Annotated in this window: 16 protein-coding genes; 7 read left to right on the forward strand and 9 right to left on the reverse strand. The window is 46.6% G+C overall.

Annotated features, from left to right (window positions below; genetic code table 11):
• Positions 1–3: 3 nt before the first annotated feature.
• From hypE to DESPODRAFT_RS19135, 5 genes are all read left to right on the forward strand, one after another.
• Entirely contained in the window at positions 4–1017 is a 1014-nt protein-coding gene (hypE, locus tag DESPODRAFT_RS00820) for a hydrogenase expression/formation protein HypE (RefSeq protein ID WP_004070551.1), read from the forward strand.
• A 116-nt stretch (positions 1018–1133) separates the two neighbouring features.
• Positions 1134–1496: an RNA polymerase-binding protein DksA gene (gene dksA, locus DESPODRAFT_RS00825; RefSeq protein ID WP_004070554.1), complete on the forward strand. Its 363-nt coding sequence runs from the start codon at positions 1134–1136 to the stop codon at positions 1494–1496.
• A 28-nt stretch (positions 1497–1524) separates the two neighbouring features.
• Positions 1525–3084 carry a ribonuclease III gene (gene rnc / locus DESPODRAFT_RS00830; protein WP_004070556.1) on the forward strand — a complete coding sequence of 520 codons (1560 nt, stop codon included), beginning with the start codon at positions 1525–1527 and terminating at the stop codon, positions 3082–3084.
• A gap of 6 nt (positions 3085–3090) precedes the next feature.
• A complete protein-coding gene (locus DESPODRAFT_RS00835; protein ID WP_004070558.1) occupies positions 3091–4155 on the forward strand; it encodes an elongator complex protein 3 in 1065 nt (354 codons plus the stop codon).
• Between the two features lie 100 nt (positions 4156–4255).
• Complete coding sequence (locus DESPODRAFT_RS19135) at positions 4256–4687, forward strand: 2'-5' RNA ligase family protein (protein ID WP_004070560.1); 432 nt, start codon at positions 4256–4258, stop codon at positions 4685–4687.
• Here DESPODRAFT_RS19135 and DESPODRAFT_RS00840 read toward each other — a convergent pair.
• The 7 genes from DESPODRAFT_RS00840 to DESPODRAFT_RS00865 form a co-directional block, all read right to left on the reverse strand.
• Positions 4620–6272, reverse strand: a complete 1653-nt coding sequence (locus tag DESPODRAFT_RS00840; protein ID WP_083843611.1) for a FapA family protein — start codon at positions 6270–6272, stop codon at positions 4620–4622. The genes DESPODRAFT_RS19135 and DESPODRAFT_RS00840 overlap by 68 nt on opposite strands.
• 19 nt (positions 6273–6291) lie before the next feature.
• A complete protein-coding gene (gene ltrA, locus DESPODRAFT_RS00845) occupies positions 6292–7698 on the reverse strand; it encodes a group II intron reverse transcriptase/maturase (RefSeq protein WP_004072687.1) in 1407 nt (468 codons plus the stop codon).
• A gap of 194 nt (positions 7699–7892) precedes the next feature.
• Positions 7893–8036, reverse strand: a complete 144-nt coding sequence (locus DESPODRAFT_RS20220) for a hypothetical protein (RefSeq protein ID WP_172635710.1) — start codon at positions 8034–8036, stop codon at positions 7893–7895.
• Between the two features lie 3 nt (positions 8037–8039).
• Positions 8040–8522, reverse strand: a complete 483-nt coding sequence (locus tag DESPODRAFT_RS00850; RefSeq protein WP_004070567.1) for a hypothetical protein — start codon at positions 8520–8522, stop codon at positions 8040–8042.
• A complete protein-coding gene (locus DESPODRAFT_RS00855) occupies positions 8512–9024 on the reverse strand; it encodes a cob(I)yrinic acid a,c-diamide adenosyltransferase (RefSeq protein ID WP_004070569.1) in 513 nt (170 codons plus the stop codon). The genes DESPODRAFT_RS00850 and DESPODRAFT_RS00855 overlap by 11 nt, the downstream gene beginning before the upstream one ends.
• A 116-nt stretch (positions 9025–9140) precedes the next feature.
• Complete coding sequence (locus DESPODRAFT_RS00860; RefSeq protein WP_004070571.1) at positions 9141–11861, reverse strand: CoA-binding protein; 2721 nt, start codon at positions 11859–11861, stop codon at positions 9141–9143.
• Between the two features lie 109 nt (positions 11862–11970).
• Entirely contained in the window at positions 11971–13164 is a 1194-nt protein-coding gene (locus DESPODRAFT_RS00865; protein WP_216594031.1) for an ATP-grasp domain-containing protein, read from the reverse strand.
• A 988-nt stretch (positions 13165–14152) separates the two neighbouring features.
• On the opposite strand from DESPODRAFT_RS00865, the gene hisS reads away from it, so the two are divergent.
• Together hisS and aspS are read left to right on the forward strand one after the other, a co-directional pair.
• Positions 14153–15409 carry a histidine--tRNA ligase gene (hisS, locus tag DESPODRAFT_RS00875; RefSeq protein WP_004070575.1) on the forward strand — a complete coding sequence of 419 codons (1257 nt, stop codon included), beginning with the start codon at positions 14153–14155 and terminating at the stop codon, positions 15407–15409.
• A 26-nt stretch (positions 15410–15435) separates the two neighbouring features.
• Positions 15436–17223, forward strand: a complete 1788-nt coding sequence (aspS, locus tag DESPODRAFT_RS00880; protein WP_004070576.1) for an aspartate--tRNA ligase — start codon at positions 15436–15438, stop codon at positions 17221–17223.
• Positions 17224–17353: 130 nt separating this feature from the next.
• On the opposite strand, the gene minE is transcribed toward aspS, so the two are convergent.
• Together minE and minD are read right to left on the reverse strand one after the other, a co-directional pair.
• A complete protein-coding gene (minE, locus tag DESPODRAFT_RS00885; RefSeq protein WP_004070577.1) occupies positions 17354–17620 on the reverse strand; it encodes a cell division topological specificity factor MinE in 267 nt (88 codons plus the stop codon).
• A gap of 10 nt (positions 17621–17630) precedes the next feature.
• Entirely contained in the window at positions 17631–18425 is a 795-nt protein-coding gene (gene minD / locus DESPODRAFT_RS00890) for a septum site-determining protein MinD (protein ID WP_004070578.1), read from the reverse strand.
• Positions 18426–18432: the final 7 nt, after the last annotated feature.

An 18432-nucleotide genomic window follows, 5' to 3' on the forward strand; every position in this document is an offset into this window, starting at 1 on the left:
ACCATGAACGATAATGATACAATCCTTCTGGACCACGGTGCCGGGGGCAAGGTTTCCCATGCCATGTTTTCGGAATTGATTTTGCCTTTGTTCGATAACGGACTATTGGCGAAACAGGACGATGGCGCAATTTTTGAAGTACCCGCGGGGAAGCTCGCTTTTTCAACGGATTCCTATACTGTGGACCCCATCTTTTTTCCCGGCGGGGATATTGGTGAACTTGCCGTGAACGGTACTGTCAATGATGTAGCCATGTGCGGGGCAACCCCCTTATATATATCAGTCGGGCTTATCATTGAAGAAGGCATGAAGATTTCCGACCTTAAACGCATCCTTCAATCCATGGCCGGGGCTGCCAAAAAGGCGGGGGTCCGGATAGTCACAGGCGACACCAAAGTGGTGCCCCGGGGAAAGGTTGATAAAATATTCATTAACACCTCCGGGATCGGCCTTATTCCGGCCGGGGTCAATGTCTCGGGTGACAGGGCGCGACCCGGCGATAAAGTGATTGTTTCAGGTACAATTGCCGATCATGGCGTCACCATATTGAGCGAACGCGAAGGGCTAAAATTTGATTCAGATATAAAAAGCGATTCTGCACCCTTAAACCACATGGTCAAAGCGGTGCTGGAATCAGGCTGTTCGGTTCACGTGCTGCGGGACCCCACCCGTGGAGGCGTTGGTACAACATTGAACGAAATTGCCGTCCAGTCAAAGGTGGGCATCCAGCTTTTTGAGGACCGTCTGCCGGTGCGCGGTCCGGTCCGGGGCATTTGCGAGTTTTTAGGGTTTGACCCCCTCTACCTGGCCAATGAGGGCAAGCTCATCGCCATTGTACCTGGAGCGGATGCCAAGAAGGTGTTGGATATTATTCGCCGGGATGAATTCGGCAAAGAGGCTGTGATTGTCGGAGAGGTTACAGATCAGGACCCCGGCCGGGTGGTGTTGGAAACGCTTATCGGCGGCACCCGGATTGTGGATATGCTAACCGGCGAACAGCTGCCCCGGATCTGCTGATTTAAATAGGAAATCCAGATATTGACAAAAACGCTTTACAGTAATAACATATCTACATATAATAATGAACTTTGTAGGTGTCGTGCAAAATCTATATTTAAGAGAAGGACAACACTATGAAACAAGAAGATTTGGATTATTTTAAAGCGTTGTTAACTGAACGGCTCAATGAGTTGCTTTCCCATGCCGACACAACCGTTACAGACATGACCCAGCCCAAGGAGAACTTTGCTGATCCTACGGACCGGGCCTCCCATGAGGCGGACAGAACTTTTGAACTGCGCATCCGGGACCGGGAACACAAACTGATTAAAAAAATCAAAAAGGCCTTAGAGCGAATTGAAAACGGTACATTCGGCCAGTGCGAAAGCTGCGAGGAGGAAATTTCCATAGAACGCCTCAAAGCCCGGCCGGTGACAACCCAGTGCATCACCTGCAAAACCCGTGAAGAGAACATGGAGAAGGCTCTGGGAATTTAATTTCCCCTCTTAGGCTTTACAGCAGGATTTGATCGATCTTCACACACATTCAACTGCCTCGGACGGGTCTCTGACGCCCAGACAGATCCTTGATTTGGCCAGAGACACCGGCATTGAGGCACTTGCGTTGACTGACCACGATACCGTTGCCGGAATTCTGGAAATAAAAGATATTGTTCATTCATATCCGGTTGAATTTATCACCGGTGTTGAAATTTCGTGTTCTCCTCCGCCTGAGTTCAAATCCCTTGGCAGCATTCATATGCTTGGATATGGATTTTCCGTTTATGACTGTGGGTTGAACGAGGCACTGACTCGTGCGGCAGAGGCCAGGGCCAAGCGGAATCCCAAAATCATTAAAAAACTTAATGCATTGGGATTTGACATTACCCTGGACGAGGTGGAAAGTCGTTTTGGCGCCAGCCAGACAGGCCGCCCCCACATTGCCGAACTGCTTGTGGAAAAAGGCTATGTCTCTGATTTTCGCCAGGCCTTTGATCTTTACCTGGGTAAAAACAAACCCGCCTATGTTGATAAATTTAAAATATCCTGCAAAGAAGCGATCCGGCTGATTCTTGATGCCGGTGGTCTGCCGGTTCTGGCCCATCCGGGAATCATTGATTTTCAACGTCCCCATGATCTGGATACCTTTGTGAATCTGCTGGTCGCGGAGGGACTTGAAGGCATTGAAGTCTATTATTCAGGACATGACTCAGCCCTGCGACAACATCTGTCTGAAATTGTACACAGTAAAGGACTGGTGGCTACGGGAGGGTCTGATTTCCATGGCAGTTTCAATAAAGGGGTGGATCTGGGCCGGGGCAGAGGCAATTTGAATATAGCCATGTCCGTGTTCAAAACATTGAACGAACGAGTACTGGAAGTCCAGTCCGTTCCCCGTCTGGATCTGCTGGAACAAAACCTTGATTACCGATTTAAGTCCCGGGCCTTTTTATCCAACGCCCTGTGTCATCGCTCCTATCTTAATGAAAATCAGAATACCTGCGATACGGATAATGAGCGCCTTGAGTTCCTCGGCGATGCCGTGCTAGGGGTATGTGTGGGGCATCTGCTTATGGAAAGCGATCCTTTAAAAAAGGAAGGTGACCTTTCCCGGCTGCGCTCAAATCTTGTCAGTGAAACAGGACTGGCGAACATTGCCCGCAGGATTGATTTGGGCCGCTTTATTAAGCTGGGTAAGGGAGAATCTCTTTCAGGGGGCAGTGACAAAAATTCGATTCTGTCAGATGCCTTTGAGGCTGTGGTTGCAGCGGTGTACTTGGATGCCGGATTTGAAAGAGCACAAACCATGGTGAACCGTCTTTTTCAAGAACCCGTGCAGCAGGTTCTGGCCTCATCTGATTTCATTGATTATAAAAGCGGTCTCCAGGAATTTACCCAGGAGCATTTTGGCAAAACCCCGGATTATGCCCTTGCAAAAGAGAAGGGTCCTGACCATGACAAAACGTTTGAGATCTGCCTGAATCTGGATTCGATTTCCACCATGGGTACTGGTAAAACCAAGAAAGCTGCTGAACAGGATGCCGCCAAAAAAGCGCTGGCTATTTTGAACCGCAATTTTGATTAAGCCTTTATGTCCCCGCCCCTGGTAATCCCTTTTTTTATTCCCCACCAAGGATGCCCCCATTTATGCGTATTTTGTAACCAACGCCTGATCGCAAAACAGACGTCCGAAACGCAGAAGTTTGACAATGAGACCGAACGTCTGTCAGATGCTATCCATACCTATCTTCAGTTTAAAAAAAATCGTTCCCGAGTGGAATTGGCTTTTTTCGGCGGCAATTTTCTTGGGCTGGAAAAAGCCAGAATCCTTACACTGCTTAAGGCGGTACAGCCATGGATCCGGCAGGGCCAAATCCATGCCATTCGCTGCTCCACACGTCCGGATACTATCACTCGCCAGGTTATAGATCTTGCCCGGCCACTTGGCCTTGAAACCGTAGAACTGGGTGTCCAGTCCATGGATGATCAAGTACTTGCCCTGGCCGAAAGGGGGCACACAAGTGAGGATACCCGCAAAGCCCTGGCCCTGCTTAAGGAAAATGGCCTTAAAACCGGGGTGCAGGTGATGGTTGGACTGCCCGGCGATAACGATTGCGGTGCTGTACGTACAGCAAAGGAACTATCGGAACTTAAACCGGATCTTGCTAGGATATACCCTCTGTTGGTACTGAATGGTTCCAGGCTTGCCCAATGGTACCGGTCCGGACGTTATGTGCCGTTAAGTCTTGACCAGGCTGTTACTCAGACAAAAAAAATGGTCAAAATTTTCAGGTGTTCCGGGGTATCGGTAGCACGCATAGGGCTTCAGGCCACACCGATGATGGATGACGCCGGCCAGATGATTGCCGGTCCATGGCATCCGGCTTTTGGTCATCTGGTTTTATCCGCCCTTATGTTTGACCAGGCCTGCGAACAAATCGGCACGCTCCTAACAGGCCGGCAAGGGATTGGAGAATCAGGTGAAAAAAAGAGTGTTGTTCTCCAGGTACACCCCAGGTCTTTGTCCCGGCTCCAGGGTGACCGGAAAACGAATATAGACCGGCTTACCCAAGCATACCCAGGGATCTGTTTTTACATTGAACGGGTTGATTCCCTGGATATAGATAAGGTTCATGCCCGCATCTTAAACGTATAATTCAACAGTTATATTATCTTTCTAAGTTGAAAGAAAAAATCATGCGTACAGATGATATTTACACAACCTTTGTTCCACATGAAACATTTTGGAGAGATGCTTGACTCCTGATAAAAGCCATAAAACAAACGAGACAATCCGATGTTTTATCGCAATCGTTCTTGACGGGCAGATGAAGCGTCAAATAGGTCAAATCCAGACTGCAATTCGTTCCTCCGGCATTGATGCAAGATGGCCTTCAGCTCAAAATTTTCATCTAACCCTAAAATTTCTCGGAAATATTTCACAGCAAGCCCTACCCTGCATTAAAGCAATACTATCCGAAGCGATTGCCGATAAGTCCCGGTTTAATATAACATTTAACCGACTGATCAACCCAGGTCCATCTGATAAAAAGCCGGCTTCATTCGTCAGGGGCTGTCCACTCGTCTTTATTCTGTGGCAATCTGAAATAGAAACATCTTTTATCTTCCCCGCTTTAAAAATTGCAACTCAGGATACCTTCCCTGAGGCCACACCTCTTCAACCGTGAAACCGTTTTGATCATCAGTAAGTAACACTGTTTGGTAAACACCACCCAGAGTGGTACCCGCATATGCTTTTCCCGTAATCTCAATAATCGGAACGCCATTTCTTTCCTTTGATTTTTCCAAATAGGCAAAGAGTGTCGTTTCATGTGAAAAAATCTCTTTTTTTGCCTGGGTAGTAAATATGGAAATCTCTTTTTCCAGTTCCACCACACATGTATCATGCTCTTTTTTGGTGGCATTCATTGTTTTCAATGTGACCAGAGAACTGTTTACTCTTTTATCGTAGGTTGAAATGAGCTTTTGGATGTTAGCCAGAGTTTTCTTGTTGAGGGTTTCCATTTTTCTATTTAATTCAGATAACAACACATCTTTCTTTTTTTGGGTCTTGTCATGAAAGCTTTTAAGCTTGATCATTTTCTTGAAAATTTTGTCGGCCTGCGCCTGCTGGTATAATTGTTCACCTTTAAGCTCTTCCAACTTATCAAGAATTGAATTCATTATATCCAGAATGGTTTGCACAAGCCCCACAACATGTTGTTCGCCGCCTGCAACGATCGTACTTGGTGCTGCCCGCTCACTTCCGACGCCTGAAATTATAACCCCGCCCTTGGCATAAATTTTTGAAGAAATAACCCTGCATGTTGGACTTTCAAATTTCCCACCGCATCTGATCTGTGAGTCAATGATCTCATTTTGAACATATAGATTGCCAAAGGTCTCTATTCTGCTGTTATGCAGATAACGGGCATGAACATCTCCCTGGGCACGGATAATCGAATTCGTAATACCGACCCCGGCACGGATATCACCTATGGCATCAATATTTGCATCCCAAATTTCTTCGGCGCTTACCTTGCCTGCTGTTATTGGATATGCACCGATGATCGCCCCTGATACCGATAAATCGGCATACGGTTCGATGGGTCCGTGACGATAGTCAGCATCCTCCAGGAGATGAAGCACAGGATGAATAAATACTTTTCTATCGGCTGAAAGCCCAGCCATACCTGATTTTCCGGCAAGAATTTTTAACTTGTCCCTTGACCATCTGGTATTTTCTCCACAACGAACAGCAAAACCATTCGCTGCTAACGCGTTCATCTGTTCACCATACAAGTTCTTCACTTGAACTTCCATGGCAGTAACTTTCTGTTCTATGAGAACTTCACCTTTCTTCTTCTCAATTGGTTTGCCGTTATCTTCACTTATGTATAAAGAAAGCAGGCCTTGCCGTTTCAAAAGATCAAAACAATCCACCCGGGCTACTGGAAATTTTTTAACACCGGAATCAAGAAAACACTGGATAAAAGAATCAGGATAGATACCGTTGACAATACCATCTGTCATGACTGCATCTTTAACCTGGTTTAATGTGATCACAATTTCATCAGGTTTGCGTCTTTCTATCCAGGCACCCATATGATCTGAACTTACGGAAATGCTTATTTCAAACTGATTTTCAACTTCCGTGCCCCTGCCCTTTTCTGCATTTTCAGGTGGTCTGCTTTGTTTATTTGATAGTCGAGTAGCCCGAGGGAACCACCCCCTCAGGCCCTCACAGAACCGGACGTGAACGTCTCCGCTCATCCGGCTCCTATTGACCAGCCTATGCATAGAGTAGTCTCCAATGGGCAAACAAATTTGGCTGTCTTCGTGCAATTCGAGCCAGCCACTGACTTGCCCTTCGTCGATGTCCCCTAAAACGTTTGTATTTCCTTGTTGCCCAAATCACCAACCGGCGATCCAGGCACCTTAAGGCCGGGTAGAGTGCAGATTTATAAAACCTGCCATAGTAGTTAATCCAACCTTGAATGACAGGATTGAACATGTGGGCTAAATCTTCCAGGCTCTTGTCACTGCGCCTGGGCCAATTCCACTTTCGTGAGGTTTGCCGAATTGCTTTTGCTGCTTTATTGCTGACAGCAGGAGAAAAATTAATGAAGAATTTTCCCCATCGGTTCTTTGATTTCCGAGCACGAAATGTATAACCCAGAAAATCAAAACTTGTCAGGGCATAATCCTTTTGCCGGTCTGTATCCTTGCAGTAGACTATTTTCGTCTTCTCCGGATGTAATTCCAGTCCCACATTCTCCATTCGCTCATTCAGCTTTCTAAGCAAATATTCAGCCTGGGCAAGGCTTTTACAATGGCACACTGCATCATCCGCATAACGCTCAAACGGTGTGGCCGGGCACTGCCTTTCCATCCAGTTGTCAAATGCATAATGCAAAAAGAGATTGGCCAGCAAGGGACTGATAACACCTCCTTGCGGGGTTCCCTTCTTTGGATGGAATAGTGTGTGGTCTGTCATCATCACAGGGGCTTTCAGCCACCGTTCTATATACAGAAGCACCCATCTGTCATCCGTGTGATACCGAACTGCTTTCATCAAAAGATCATGGTCAATATTATCGAAAAATCCTTTAATATCAAGATCCAATACCCAGTCATATTTCCAGCAATTCTCCCGGGCTTTCCCAACTGCATCCAAAGCAGATTTCTCCGGTCGATAGCCATACGAATCCGGATGAAAATGTTTTTCCAATTCCGGCTCCAATTGCTGTTTGACTATCTGCTGAGCGATTCTGTCCGACACTGTCGGTATTCCCAACGGCCTCATTCGACCGTCTCCCTTGGGTATTTCCACCCTCATTACCGGAGGAGGGAAATAACTGCCGGAGGACATCCGATTCCAGAGCTTGTAAAGATTGTCCTTTAAGTTAGACTCAAACTCTTCGATTGACTGTCCGTCTACACCGGCAGCCCCTTTGTTGGCTTTAACCCGTTCATATGCCTCCATAACCTCAAGTTTAGGAATACAAAACGGCTTTGCTTGGTTCAATCCAATCCTCCTGTTTCCAGTTGTTTTCTTTACTTCAAGCTGGTCAATGCTTCCCCTTCGCTCCAATTCCATTACAGAATCTTCATCACTACTACGGGTCGCTCCGCCCCTGTGCCCTGCATCGGTACTCTCATACTTACGGGTCCTCCGCTTGTATTTCTCCCTTAGCATCAGGGCGACAGGTTCCCACGTTCCACACAAAAGCCTGTCCCAAGTTCACGCCACCTTTATGCCGGAGGCCGCCCGGCCAGTAAACAGGTAACCGCCGAACTTATCCCGGGTTAACGACTACCCCCCGGTTTTGACCTCATCCCTACGCTTTCGACACTTCAATAGTGATTCACTTGCGTTCGTCTCCTTGGAACCTACCTGACAAGATCTTGTCCTGCCTTTTCCGTAACGCTCACCACCCCGGCTCTTAACCGGCGCAGCTTACGGTGGTTTGAAGCCTCCACCTGCATGGCGGCTTCGAGGGGCCTTCCCTCATCTTTTGTGCAGCATGGCTGCACTGTTTATTGCAACAGTGTCTGCCTTCGTGGCACACAGTCATCACCATATCTATTAAATAAATTCTGCTCCTTGAGGATCAGATCTTTTTGTTTGATTGTTAAAATCCTGGTTTCAACAAGAATGTCACCGATAAGTTTTTTATGTCGTGACTTTTTAAATACCTTTCTTTGTAATTCCAATGCCTGATTGATATCTTCCGTGGTGGCAAGGCCTTTTTCAATGGCAATTTTACCGAATTCTTCGCCGCTTTTGCGAACAATAAGGTACTCCTGAATCAGCTTAAGCAACCCAAGCTGATAGGGCGTTGCCATGCCTTCATCACGTAACAGATCCTCATAACCGGCCTGCCCGTTTTTAAAGGTGAAAAGTTGTATCAGGTACCCATGCTGATCCTGGGAGATGGTTCCGTACTTTACTGCAAGATCTGCCAATGTCGGAATATTATTGGCCTGTTCCGCATTGATTTTGTTTACGTCACTTCTCAATTCCCACCCTGGCCGCAACACCTTGTTGATAATAATGTTTAATTTCTCTCATTTCCGTTACAAGATCTGCTTTATCGATAACGGCAGCAGGAGCGCCGCGTCCGGTCAAAATAAGTTCAGTATGCTCAGGTTTTATATCAATCATATGTAATAGGTCTTCCTCTGAAAGTAAACCGCATAAACAGGCGACATTGGCCTCCTCAGCGATAACAAGATCATGTTGTCCGGCTTCAATGATGCTGCATAACCGTTTATACCCTTGCCGGCATTTGGCTCTCTCTGCATCAGACGGTTTGCCTTTAACAAATTGCCCGGCACCATATTGTTCAACAAAGATATTATCGAACTTTTTAAGTGCGTTTATTTCAGAATAGAGGCCGTTTTTCATAAACTGAATAATGAAAACCCCAAGCCCGGCACCGGCCGCCCTGACTGCGATACCGATAGCGGCGGTTGTTTTCCCTTTACCATTGCCCGTGTAAACCTGAACGTAACCTTTCACGAAACCGCTCCTTTGAAAACAAAAAAACTGAGCAAGTTCGTTAAAACTTAGCTCAGTTTTTTTGTAGATCTTAAAGAAAGTTAAAAAACTAACTTTCCCTTAAAAACAATTGGATGTTAGCCAACAAATTCAACCTGGCTTGCAGGCGTACGGCAATCCATGATCATACCGCGAGCTTTGTGGTCAGCAATTTCAGCAGAGCAACCCACCATACGACCAAGCAGGAACAAGATAAATGCGATATCCTGCATAGCTTTGGCATCAATTTTTCCGCTGTTTACATCTTTCCAGAGCAGGTCAAGGGAGATGGTTGCGATAACGCCATCAATATTCACGCAGAATACGTTCTTGGTAGCGCCAACTTCAAACATCGCTTTAACCAGGTGATGATAGAATACCTGGAAGTGGTTGATCTCGTTTCTTTCAGCGAACAGTTTGTCCATGAAAACTTCACGCGGATCGTAGTTAACCGGTTTTCCTTTGAATACAGGATGGTTTACGCACGGTACCTTGAAGTAGTTCATAATACCTTCGCGTTTTGCCGTTTGTTTGGTGCTCAGGTATTTTTCTGCAGTGGCCTGGGCAATCGCTTTCATCTTGGCATCGCGCTTGGCGTCATCGGGTTCCAGGTACGGATCAAAGTCACCAAAGGCATCTTTGAGGAACTTGATGGCTTCAAAACCGTTGCCGCCATGGTCACGACCGGTGTTGTTCATCCAGCCGGAGTAGCATGTAGCGATATAGTTACCGCCACTGACGGATTCCTTGGCACCCTTGGCACTGATGGTGCCCGGGCCGTTGGACATCAGCAGGTTGAGCAGGCCGTTGGTGGCAAACTGTTCTCTTGCATTGCAATCACGGTTGAACAGCAGTTTAAAGCAGGTTGTTGCAAAGTCAGTATTCAGCACGGACAGATCGCTGAGTTCTACCAAGGATTTGTAGAAATCGTTGACCTCATACTGGGGTGCGCAGCAACCGACAAGGACGCCGTTGCATGCCAGATATGTAGCAACTTCATGAGCGGTTTCACGGGTCATCTGCCTGTCAACCAGAGGCGTCCAGATAACGCTTAAGCTCATGGCAGCCAGAAGCAGGCTGAGTTTGTTTACATCACTGTTTGCTTCGGCATATTTCTGGGCATATTTGGTGAAGATGGTTTCCAAACCTTCTTTGGCCAGCAGTTTACCGAAGAATGCAGCAACTTCTGCTTCTTTAGCTGTTGTTTCACCCTGGGGCATAATCTTCTGTGCCACTTTTTCAGCAACAAGCGTATCGTTTACAGAAGCATCGCCAAAGATATCGACATAGAAAAGATCGATCATTTTTTGGGTCATCTCTGTCATGTCTTGATACAGCTTGCAGTTACCGGATGTTAAGACTGCAGCGCCAAGATAAGCGTTAGGCAGGGCGCCATTAGCGCGGGCACGGGCGGTAATATCCATGTACTGCGTACCCACAGCTGTAAAATAGTTCATTATGGCATTGGCTAGCGGCAGATATTTCTCATCGGGCATTACAGAAGATACGGCAAAGAAGTTGGAAAGGGCAAAGTGTTTTACAACAAGATCAAGAACCGGAACACCATGTACTTCGGTAACGTCGGTTTTCGAATTCATGCGGCTTGCGCCGGACTTGTTGCGCATGGATTCTCTGGTCAGCTGGGCACCCACCTGATTACCAAGTTTTTTGATGGCATCGTTGTAGGGTTCCATGGCTTCAACGGCAGCCATTTTCAGTTTTGCAGGAAGATCCAGGCCCTGATCATTTACAAACCAGGGTTTCAGGCTCAAGTCGCCTTTGGGTGGGAAATCGCTATTTTCACCGATCTCTTTGTAAACAGCGGCCATAGCTGTCGGCGCATCCTGGATGGATTCAATTCTGACACCCTTTTTGGACGCTTTGGGTTTGTCAGGGTTGAACATCTCAACACCAAAATATGAATCAAACCATTTCTCTTTTGCAAGGGCATCATCACCGCCACCGGCAATGGCGCCGGCATGACCAACCGCGCGGCTCAGGTTTGCTTTCCAGCGACCGGTTACGCAAGCTACGATGGGTTTGGTCAGCTTGATGGTGCCGTCGGCAATCCAGTCAAGGGCCATTTTTTCGTAATATCCGCCGGGCTCAATATAGCAGAAGATCGCTTTGGTACGCGGATCATTTTCTGCGCAATAGAGGAATTCAGGGAAGGCAAAGTGGATATAAAGGTCTTTACCGGAACTCAGTACGGTGGATGTACCGAAACCGGCAGTCTTCAGGTATTCAGGGATGGTGGTACTGAAGTTACCGGAGTTACTGAAAACAGCAACGCTGCCTTTTACAAGGGATTCACCCGGGTTGTTACCACCCAGGGCGCCACCAACACGTACCTGGTCCCAGGAGTTGCCGATACCCAGGCAATTTCCGCCAAATACGTCAATTTTATGTTCCTGTGCGATGGCGCGGATAAACGCAGCATCTTTTACACCGACTTTTTCAGTCAAAATAACGATTTTTTTCAGGTCGGGATTCTGGGCGATCAGCTCGGCAGCTGCGGCTGCAACTGCTGTGGGCGGCAGGTAGATAACACCTGTATCAAATTTGATACCGGCGTCAATAATCTCTTTAATACTGCCGTATGCAGGGATATCACCGATTTTGGTTTCCAGTTTTCCACCGGATTTTCCGTATTGAACACCAGCAACAATGTTACCGCCGCTGAATTCGTGTGATGTGGGGGTTACGCCTTTACTTTCACCACCCAGAAGGTTCATCACTACGCACCGGGTCTCTTTATTTGCTATTTCTTCTAGATTATTTACTCCCACGTAGTAGGGGAAGGGATTAGTTTGGCTCATAGCGTCTCCAATAAAATGATTTATTTTCTGGTTAATTTGCTAAAATGCTTTTGATTTATAATTAAATCGTCAGATTACCTTTGACCTTTGTTTTTGGTTCAGCAATTAATTATTTTTTATTTGCTGTAATCCATGCATCCAGTTCCAGGGTGTAATTCAATACACCAATCATACTACTGTCGAAACCGAACATTTTGTAAGGAACTTTCATACTGTCAAGAAGGTCACGGGCATAAATCATTCCCTGCACGACGTTTGGTCCACCACGACCGATTATAACGTGAACATTAGGATTCAGATGAATGTTTTCTCTCAGGGCATCCAGCATCGCTTTGATGGTAACGAAAATATCGGTATTGTTAGCTTTACCACCAATAATCTGAACAATGTTGGCATTCTTCAGAAAGTGCTTGTAGCAAATGCTTGCAATCTCTTTCATCTTTGCATAGGGCGGGTTTCCACCAAAGTCAGATGAAAACATTGCTTTGTCGCCCAGAACCTCAGTGGCAGCACTGTTGGCACCACCGCCGAACATGAAGGGCAGGATGGTTCCGTTGGGGTTAAGTTCCACAACGTCGCTCTGTCCCTGATAGGTTCTCAGCTGGTTGATTTCAGTTTCGAATTCGGTCAATTCCGTAGCAAATACTTCATTGGGGAATTTGATGCGGGTATGTGCGGGATCGTCCTGATCAAAAGCGGCTTTAACGTCGCAGGCAACCGGAACGGGACGTTTGCCTTTTTGCATACGAATGGGGTTGATCTCAATCATGGTCAGACCATAATTGTTATAAAGATCCCACAGTTTGGGAATCTGCTGTACCAGCGGACTGATGAAGGCTTTGGGGCATCCCAGTTTGATCAGGGCATCATTCACATGATAACCTCTGAGGCCTTCATTGGGGTTAAACGGAATGATCGCTTTTTTCTCGGGCGGCAGCTCTTCAACTTCAACACCACCTTCAACAATCAGCAGCATGGTCGGCGTTCTGGTGATTGTAGATGTTGTAATACTTACATAAAGCTCTGAATCTGATGCGACAAATTCTTCAAATGTGCAGCCGTTTGCCTTATGTGTTGTATTGCCCTGCTTATATTCGGCAAAGCAAAGATCTTTTCTGGCCTGGTTGGCGTCTGCATAGTTGTCGACAATTTTTACCAGCCCTGCTTTTCCTTTTTTACCGGCACTGCCCATGAAAGACGGTTTTACAACGACTTTGCCGCCTTTTTTGATCAGCGCTTCAATCTGTTCTTTGGTAGCATTTTCTGTCAGGGTCTCTGCTACAGGGAAATCAACGATATCCATCAATTGCTTTCCGTATTTTAATCCAGTTAGTTGCATTTTTCCTCCCTGATAATGTAGTGAATTTAATTAAAAAGAACTTCTCAATTCATTCGATATTACCAACAGACTTCAATCTTAACATCCTGCTCTCTTACGAAAACAAAATGCTGATTATTTTCGAACACCTAACTTGACCTTACTGCAATATCATCCATTCAAATATTGCATTCAGGAATCGTTAGTTGCTCCTTCTCGTCGCAAGTAAGGTTTAAAGCTCCCCCTAAACGTCTTCCCACACCAAGCCCTCCTTTCTGTTTGGGATTTGAATAAATTTAAACAGTCGTTTTAAAGATCTCTTATCAAGTTTAAGTCTATATAGGATAGGAACTTCCGTTTTGTCAATAGGATAGTGTAGCCAAAATTCACCACCAAAATTTAATATGTTTCCATAAAAAAACGAACAGGTGGCAGTCATGGGGTTTTAGCCTTATTTAAAATAAATAATTTGTTAGCTCATAAAAACTATCATTTGGCATTATTGTTTTGTTTCTCGATACAGTTATCATCTTTATGCCGACGGCAATTGTGAAATGGATTGCCTGATTGTGCAATGGATTGCCTGAATTAATTAGTTTAGCAAGATATACAGACAGATCTGTTAAGGGAATGGAACCACTTAATGTTTTTTCTTTTTCATTCCTGAATGATAACATGCATAGTGACATATTTGGTTGCACTCGTTGGTGGTGGCTTTTTTGAACTCAAAGCCACTATAGCGGCTCGATCTATCAAGCGCAACAAAAATTTTTATTTTTTTAACCGTGGGGTGGACTGCCGTATCCGTTAACTTTCAAGGCTCGGGAAATCATCCAACGAATATTGACCCGTTCGCCTTGATGGCCAATATCCGACCTTTTATTATATGTTGACTAAGACGCTGATTTTAAACTATATAGATCGGCTGTATATTTTTTTAGAAATGAACGTAAAAGGTTAAAGATATAAAAGCATGCAGACCATACGTGGATTCAGAGACATTTTACCGGAACAAATTGCTCTGTGGCAAAAGGTGGAACAAGAAGCGGCAGCCCTGTTTGAATCCTTTGGATACAGGGAAATCCGTATCCCTATTGTGGAAAAGACAGCGCTGTTTGCCCGGAGTATTGGAGAAACGACCGATATTGTCGAAAAGGAGATGTATACCTTTGAAGACAGAACAGGGGATATGCTCACACTGCGGCCCGAGGCCACAGCATCCATTTGCAGGGCATATATCCAACATAAAATGTATGCTGCCGAACCGGTACGCAAGTTTTATCTGACAGGCCCCATGTTTCGCAGAGAGCGGCCGCAAAAGGGTCGCTATCGCCAGTTTTACCAGATTGATGCAGAGGTTTTTGGGGTTGAATCCCCTTATATTGACAGTGAACTGATTTTTCTCTTACACACCTTGCTGCGCCGCCTCGGGCTTGAAGGCCTTTCGGCCCATATCAACAGCCTTGGCTGCCCCGTCTGCCGTCCTGATTTTCAAAAAGCCCTGCTCGATTTTTTAGGCGAGCGAAAAGACAATCTGTGTGAGAACTGCAAACGCAGGCTGGTTAAAAATCCGCTGCGGATACTGGACTGTAAAGTAGAAACATGCAGGCAGGCCCTTGAGGGCTCGCCTGCCACAGTGGATCACCTGTGCCCGGACTGCCGTACCCATTTTGAAACCGTGAAAACCAGTCTTGAAAAACTTGGTGTGGATTTCATGATTGACGACACCCTGGTTCGTGGACTTGACTATTATACCCGTACCGCCTGGGAGGTTCAGACCACAACGCTTGGTGCCCAGTCCGCCGTTGCCGGCGGCGGCCGGTACGATCGTCTGGTGGAAGAGCTCGGTGGGCCTTCAACACCGGCCATCGGCTTTGCCATCGGCTTTGACCGTCTGGTGGAAGTTATGGAACAACTTGACACCCAGGTGTGTGAAAAGGGCCCGGACCTTTTTATTGTCAGCCTGGGAGCAGATGCCCAGGCATATGCATTTGAATGGTCCTGCAGACTGAATACCATGGGCATAAGAACAGATTCGGATTTCCGTGGAAAAAGCATGAAAGCGTTGATGAAACGGGCAAACAAGGTTAATGCCGCTTTTGTTCTCATTATCGGGGACAATGAACTTGCCCAAAAAAAACTTGTTCTGCGCAATATGGCTACCAAGGAACAAACGGAAATCGGCCTGGATAATCTGGTGAATGATTTGGCACAATTAATTAAAAATTAATATAGTTATGGAGTTTAAGAATTAAAGTGACTGATTTACTTGGAGATATGAAACGCACACACTCCTGCATTGAGTTGGGAGACAGCCACATTGGTCAGGACGTCGTACTCATGGGGTGGGTTCAGCACCGCCGGGACCACGGCGGCGTTATTTTTGTGGACCTTCGGGACCGGGAAGGCATTACTCAGATTGTATTTGATCCGTCGTTCTCCGCGAATGTCCATGAAAAAGCCCAGGAAATCAGAAGCGAATATGTCCTGGGCATCAAAGGAAAAGTGTCGGCAAGACCTGATGACATGGTCAACCCCAGGATGACCACCGGTGCCATAGAGGTGCTTGTGGACGAGCTGCGGATTTTTTCCAGGGCCAAAACACCGGCCTTTCAGATTGAAGACCGGGTTGATGCATCGGAAACCATACGACTCCAGTACCGTTATCTGGATTTAAGGCGTACCCAGCTAAAAAACAATATCCTGGCCCGTCACAAAACCACCATGACCGTTCGAAATTATCTGGACGCCCAAGGGTTTGTGGACATTGAAACCCCGTTTCTAACCAAAAGTACGCCCGAAGGCGCCAGGGATTATCTGGTCCCCTCCCGGGTTAACCAGGGCGATTTTTACGCCCTGCCCCAGTCTCCCCAGCTCTTCAAACAGCTTTTGATGATTTCCGGCTTTGACCGGTATTACCAGATTGTCAAATGCTTCAGGGACGAGGACCTGCGGGCGGATCGCCAGCCCGAGTTCACCCAGATCGATATGGAACTCTCCTTTGTGGATGAACACCAGGTGATGGAAATTAGCGAAGGATTGATCAAGGCCATATTCAAAAAGGTGCTGGATTTGGACTTCCCCGAACCTTTCCCCAGCATGACCTGGGCCGAGGCCATGGACCGGTTCGGGTTAGACCGTCCTGATTTAAGGTTTGGCCTGGAATTGAAAAATGTCTCCGATATTGTGGCCAATGCGGACTTCAAAGTGTTTGCCTCTGTGGTTAAAAACGGCGGCCTGGTCAAGGCCATCAATGTCAAGGGCTGTGCAGATTTTACCCGAAAACAGATTGATGAACTCACCGAATTTGCAGCCGTTTACAGGGCCAAGGGCCTTGCCTGGATAAAAATAAAAGACGATCAGTGGCAGTCCCCCATTGCAAAATTCTTCTCTGATGATGAAAAAGAGGCATTGAAGAAACGCCTGGATCTTGAACCCGGTGATATTGTCTTTTTTGTGGCAGATCAGCCCAAAATCACCAATGAGGCCCTGGGTCAGTTGAGAAACGAGTTGGCACGCAGACTTGGGCTCATTGATGACAGTGAGTTCAAATTTACCTGGATCACCCATTTTCCGATGTTTGAATATGATGAAACGGAAAAACGCTACCAGGCGCTTCATCATCCGTTTACCGCACCCACGGAATCGGACCTGGACAAACTGGAGACCACTCCCCTGGAAGTTAACTCCCGGGCCTATGACCTGGTTCTCAACGGTGTTGAAATCGGCGGCGGCAGTATCCGTATCCATGACAGCAAACTGCAGCAACGGGTCCTCAAATGCTTAGGAATCGGTGAGGAAGAAGCAAAGGAGAAGTTCGGGTTCCTGCTGGAAGCCCTGACGTTTGGCGCACCTCCCCACGGCGGGCTGGCATTTGGCCTGGATCGTCTGGTTATGCTGCTTTGTCGTGAGGATTCCATCCGCAATGTCATTGCCTTTCCAAAAACCCAGAAAGCCACCTGCCTGATGACGCAGGCGCCCTCAAAAGCTGCGGCGGCCCAGCTCCAGGAGCTGGCCATTAAAACGGTAAAGCCACTGGATTAAGGAAGAAGGGTGAAAATTTAAAACCGCCCGGAAACAAATTGTTTCCGGGCGAAAATTCAAGCAAGACCAGAATTAAGAGCAGGAAAAAGGCAACCCGATCAGGTAACGCATCTGAAATAGAGTGTATGGATCAGGCCTGTTTTCTTTTCACGTGGAGAATAGGGGTGTTAAACACAAGGGCAGAGACCTGGTTGTCATTTTTTACCTTAAGCTCCAATGCATCTCTATCAATTTCAAAATATTTTGATATCACATTAACGATATCCGTCTGAAGATCAGTCAAAATAGTGTCGTTCACTTCAAGTTTGTCGTAAACTAAAGAAAATTGAAGACGCTTTTTTGCTTCGTCACTACTTCTTTTCTGGCCTCTGAACCGTCTCAAAAATTCTTGCAGCATTCAATTCTCCTTATCTTAACCCAAAAGTTTTACTCAATTTGCGCCATACACTGGTTTTTCGGTTCGGTACCTCAATGGGAACATCTTCGCCATTGAGACGTTTAGCAATCCTGCGAAAGGCCTGTCCGGCGATAGAATCATTCTGAAGCACCAGGGGCGTACCGGTGTTGGAGGATATGAGAACCTTTTCATCCATGGGCACAAGTCCTGCCAGCTCAATTGACAATATATCCAGCACATCTTCATGGCTGAGCATTTCACCACGTTCCACACGCATCGGCTCTATACGGTTGACAACAAGCTTGGGCTCTATAGAGCGCGCATACAACAGGCCGATAACCCGATCTGCATCCCTGACGGCGGAGACATCCGGGGTGCAGATCACAATCGCTTCATTGGCGCCGACCGTGGCGTTTTCAAACCCTCTTTCAATTCCGGCCGGAGAATCCATGATCACATAATCAAATTTTGTGCGCAAATCGTTGGCCACCTGTTCAACTCCTTCCGGTGTCAGCACATCTTTATTATCACTTTGGGAGGCCGGGATTAGAAAAAGATTGTCAATACGTCTGTCCCGAATGGCTGCCTGGTCAATCTTGCATCGGCCCTGGACCACATCTACAATATTAAAAACAATCCGATTTTCCAGGCCCATGACCACATCAAGGTTGCGCAGTCCGATATCCATATCCACAATGGCGACCCTTTTTCCTTCAAGAGCCAGGGCCGCGCCAATGGAAGAGGTCGCTGTTGTTTTTCCCACGCCGCCCTTTCCAGATGTTACGACAATAATTTTTCCTTCCAAAATTACA

The organism is Desulfobacter postgatei 2ac9, assembly GCF_000233695.2.
Taxonomy (GTDB): Bacteria; Desulfobacterota; Desulfobacteria; order Desulfobacterales; family Desulfobacteraceae; genus Desulfobacter; species Desulfobacter postgatei.

Coding starts and splice junctions, on each gene's coding strand:
- hypE (WP_004070551.1), top strand. CDS start 4: ATGAACGATAATGATACAATCCTTCTGGACCACGGTGCCGGGGGCAAG.
- dksA (WP_004070554.1), top strand. CDS start 1,134: ATGAAACAAGAAGATTTGGATTATTTTAAAGCGTTGTTAACTGAACGG.
- DESPODRAFT_RS00835 (WP_004070558.1), top strand. CDS start 3,091: ATGTCCCCGCCCCTGGTAATCCCTTTTTTTATTCCCCACCAAGGATGC.
- DESPODRAFT_RS00840 (WP_083843611.1), bottom strand. CDS start 6,272: ATGAGCGGAGACGTTCACGTCCGGTTCTGTGAGGGCCTGAGGGGGTGG.
- ltrA (WP_004072687.1), bottom strand. CDS start 7,698: ATGCTAAGGGAGAAATACAAGCGGAGGACCCGTAAGTATGAGAGTACC.
- DESPODRAFT_RS00860 (WP_004070571.1), bottom strand. CDS start 11,861: ATGAGCCAAACTAATCCCTTCCCCTACTACGTGGGAGTAAATAATCTA.
- DESPODRAFT_RS00865 (WP_216594031.1), bottom strand. CDS start 13,164: ATGGATATCGTTGATTTCCCTGTAGCAGAGACCCTGACAGAAAATGCT.
- hisS (WP_004070575.1), top strand. CDS start 14,153: ATGCAGACCATACGTGGATTCAGAGACATTTTACCGGAACAAATTGCT.
- minE (WP_004070577.1), bottom strand. CDS start 17,620: ATGCTGCAAGAATTTTTGAGACGGTTCAGAGGCCAGAAAAGAAGTAGT.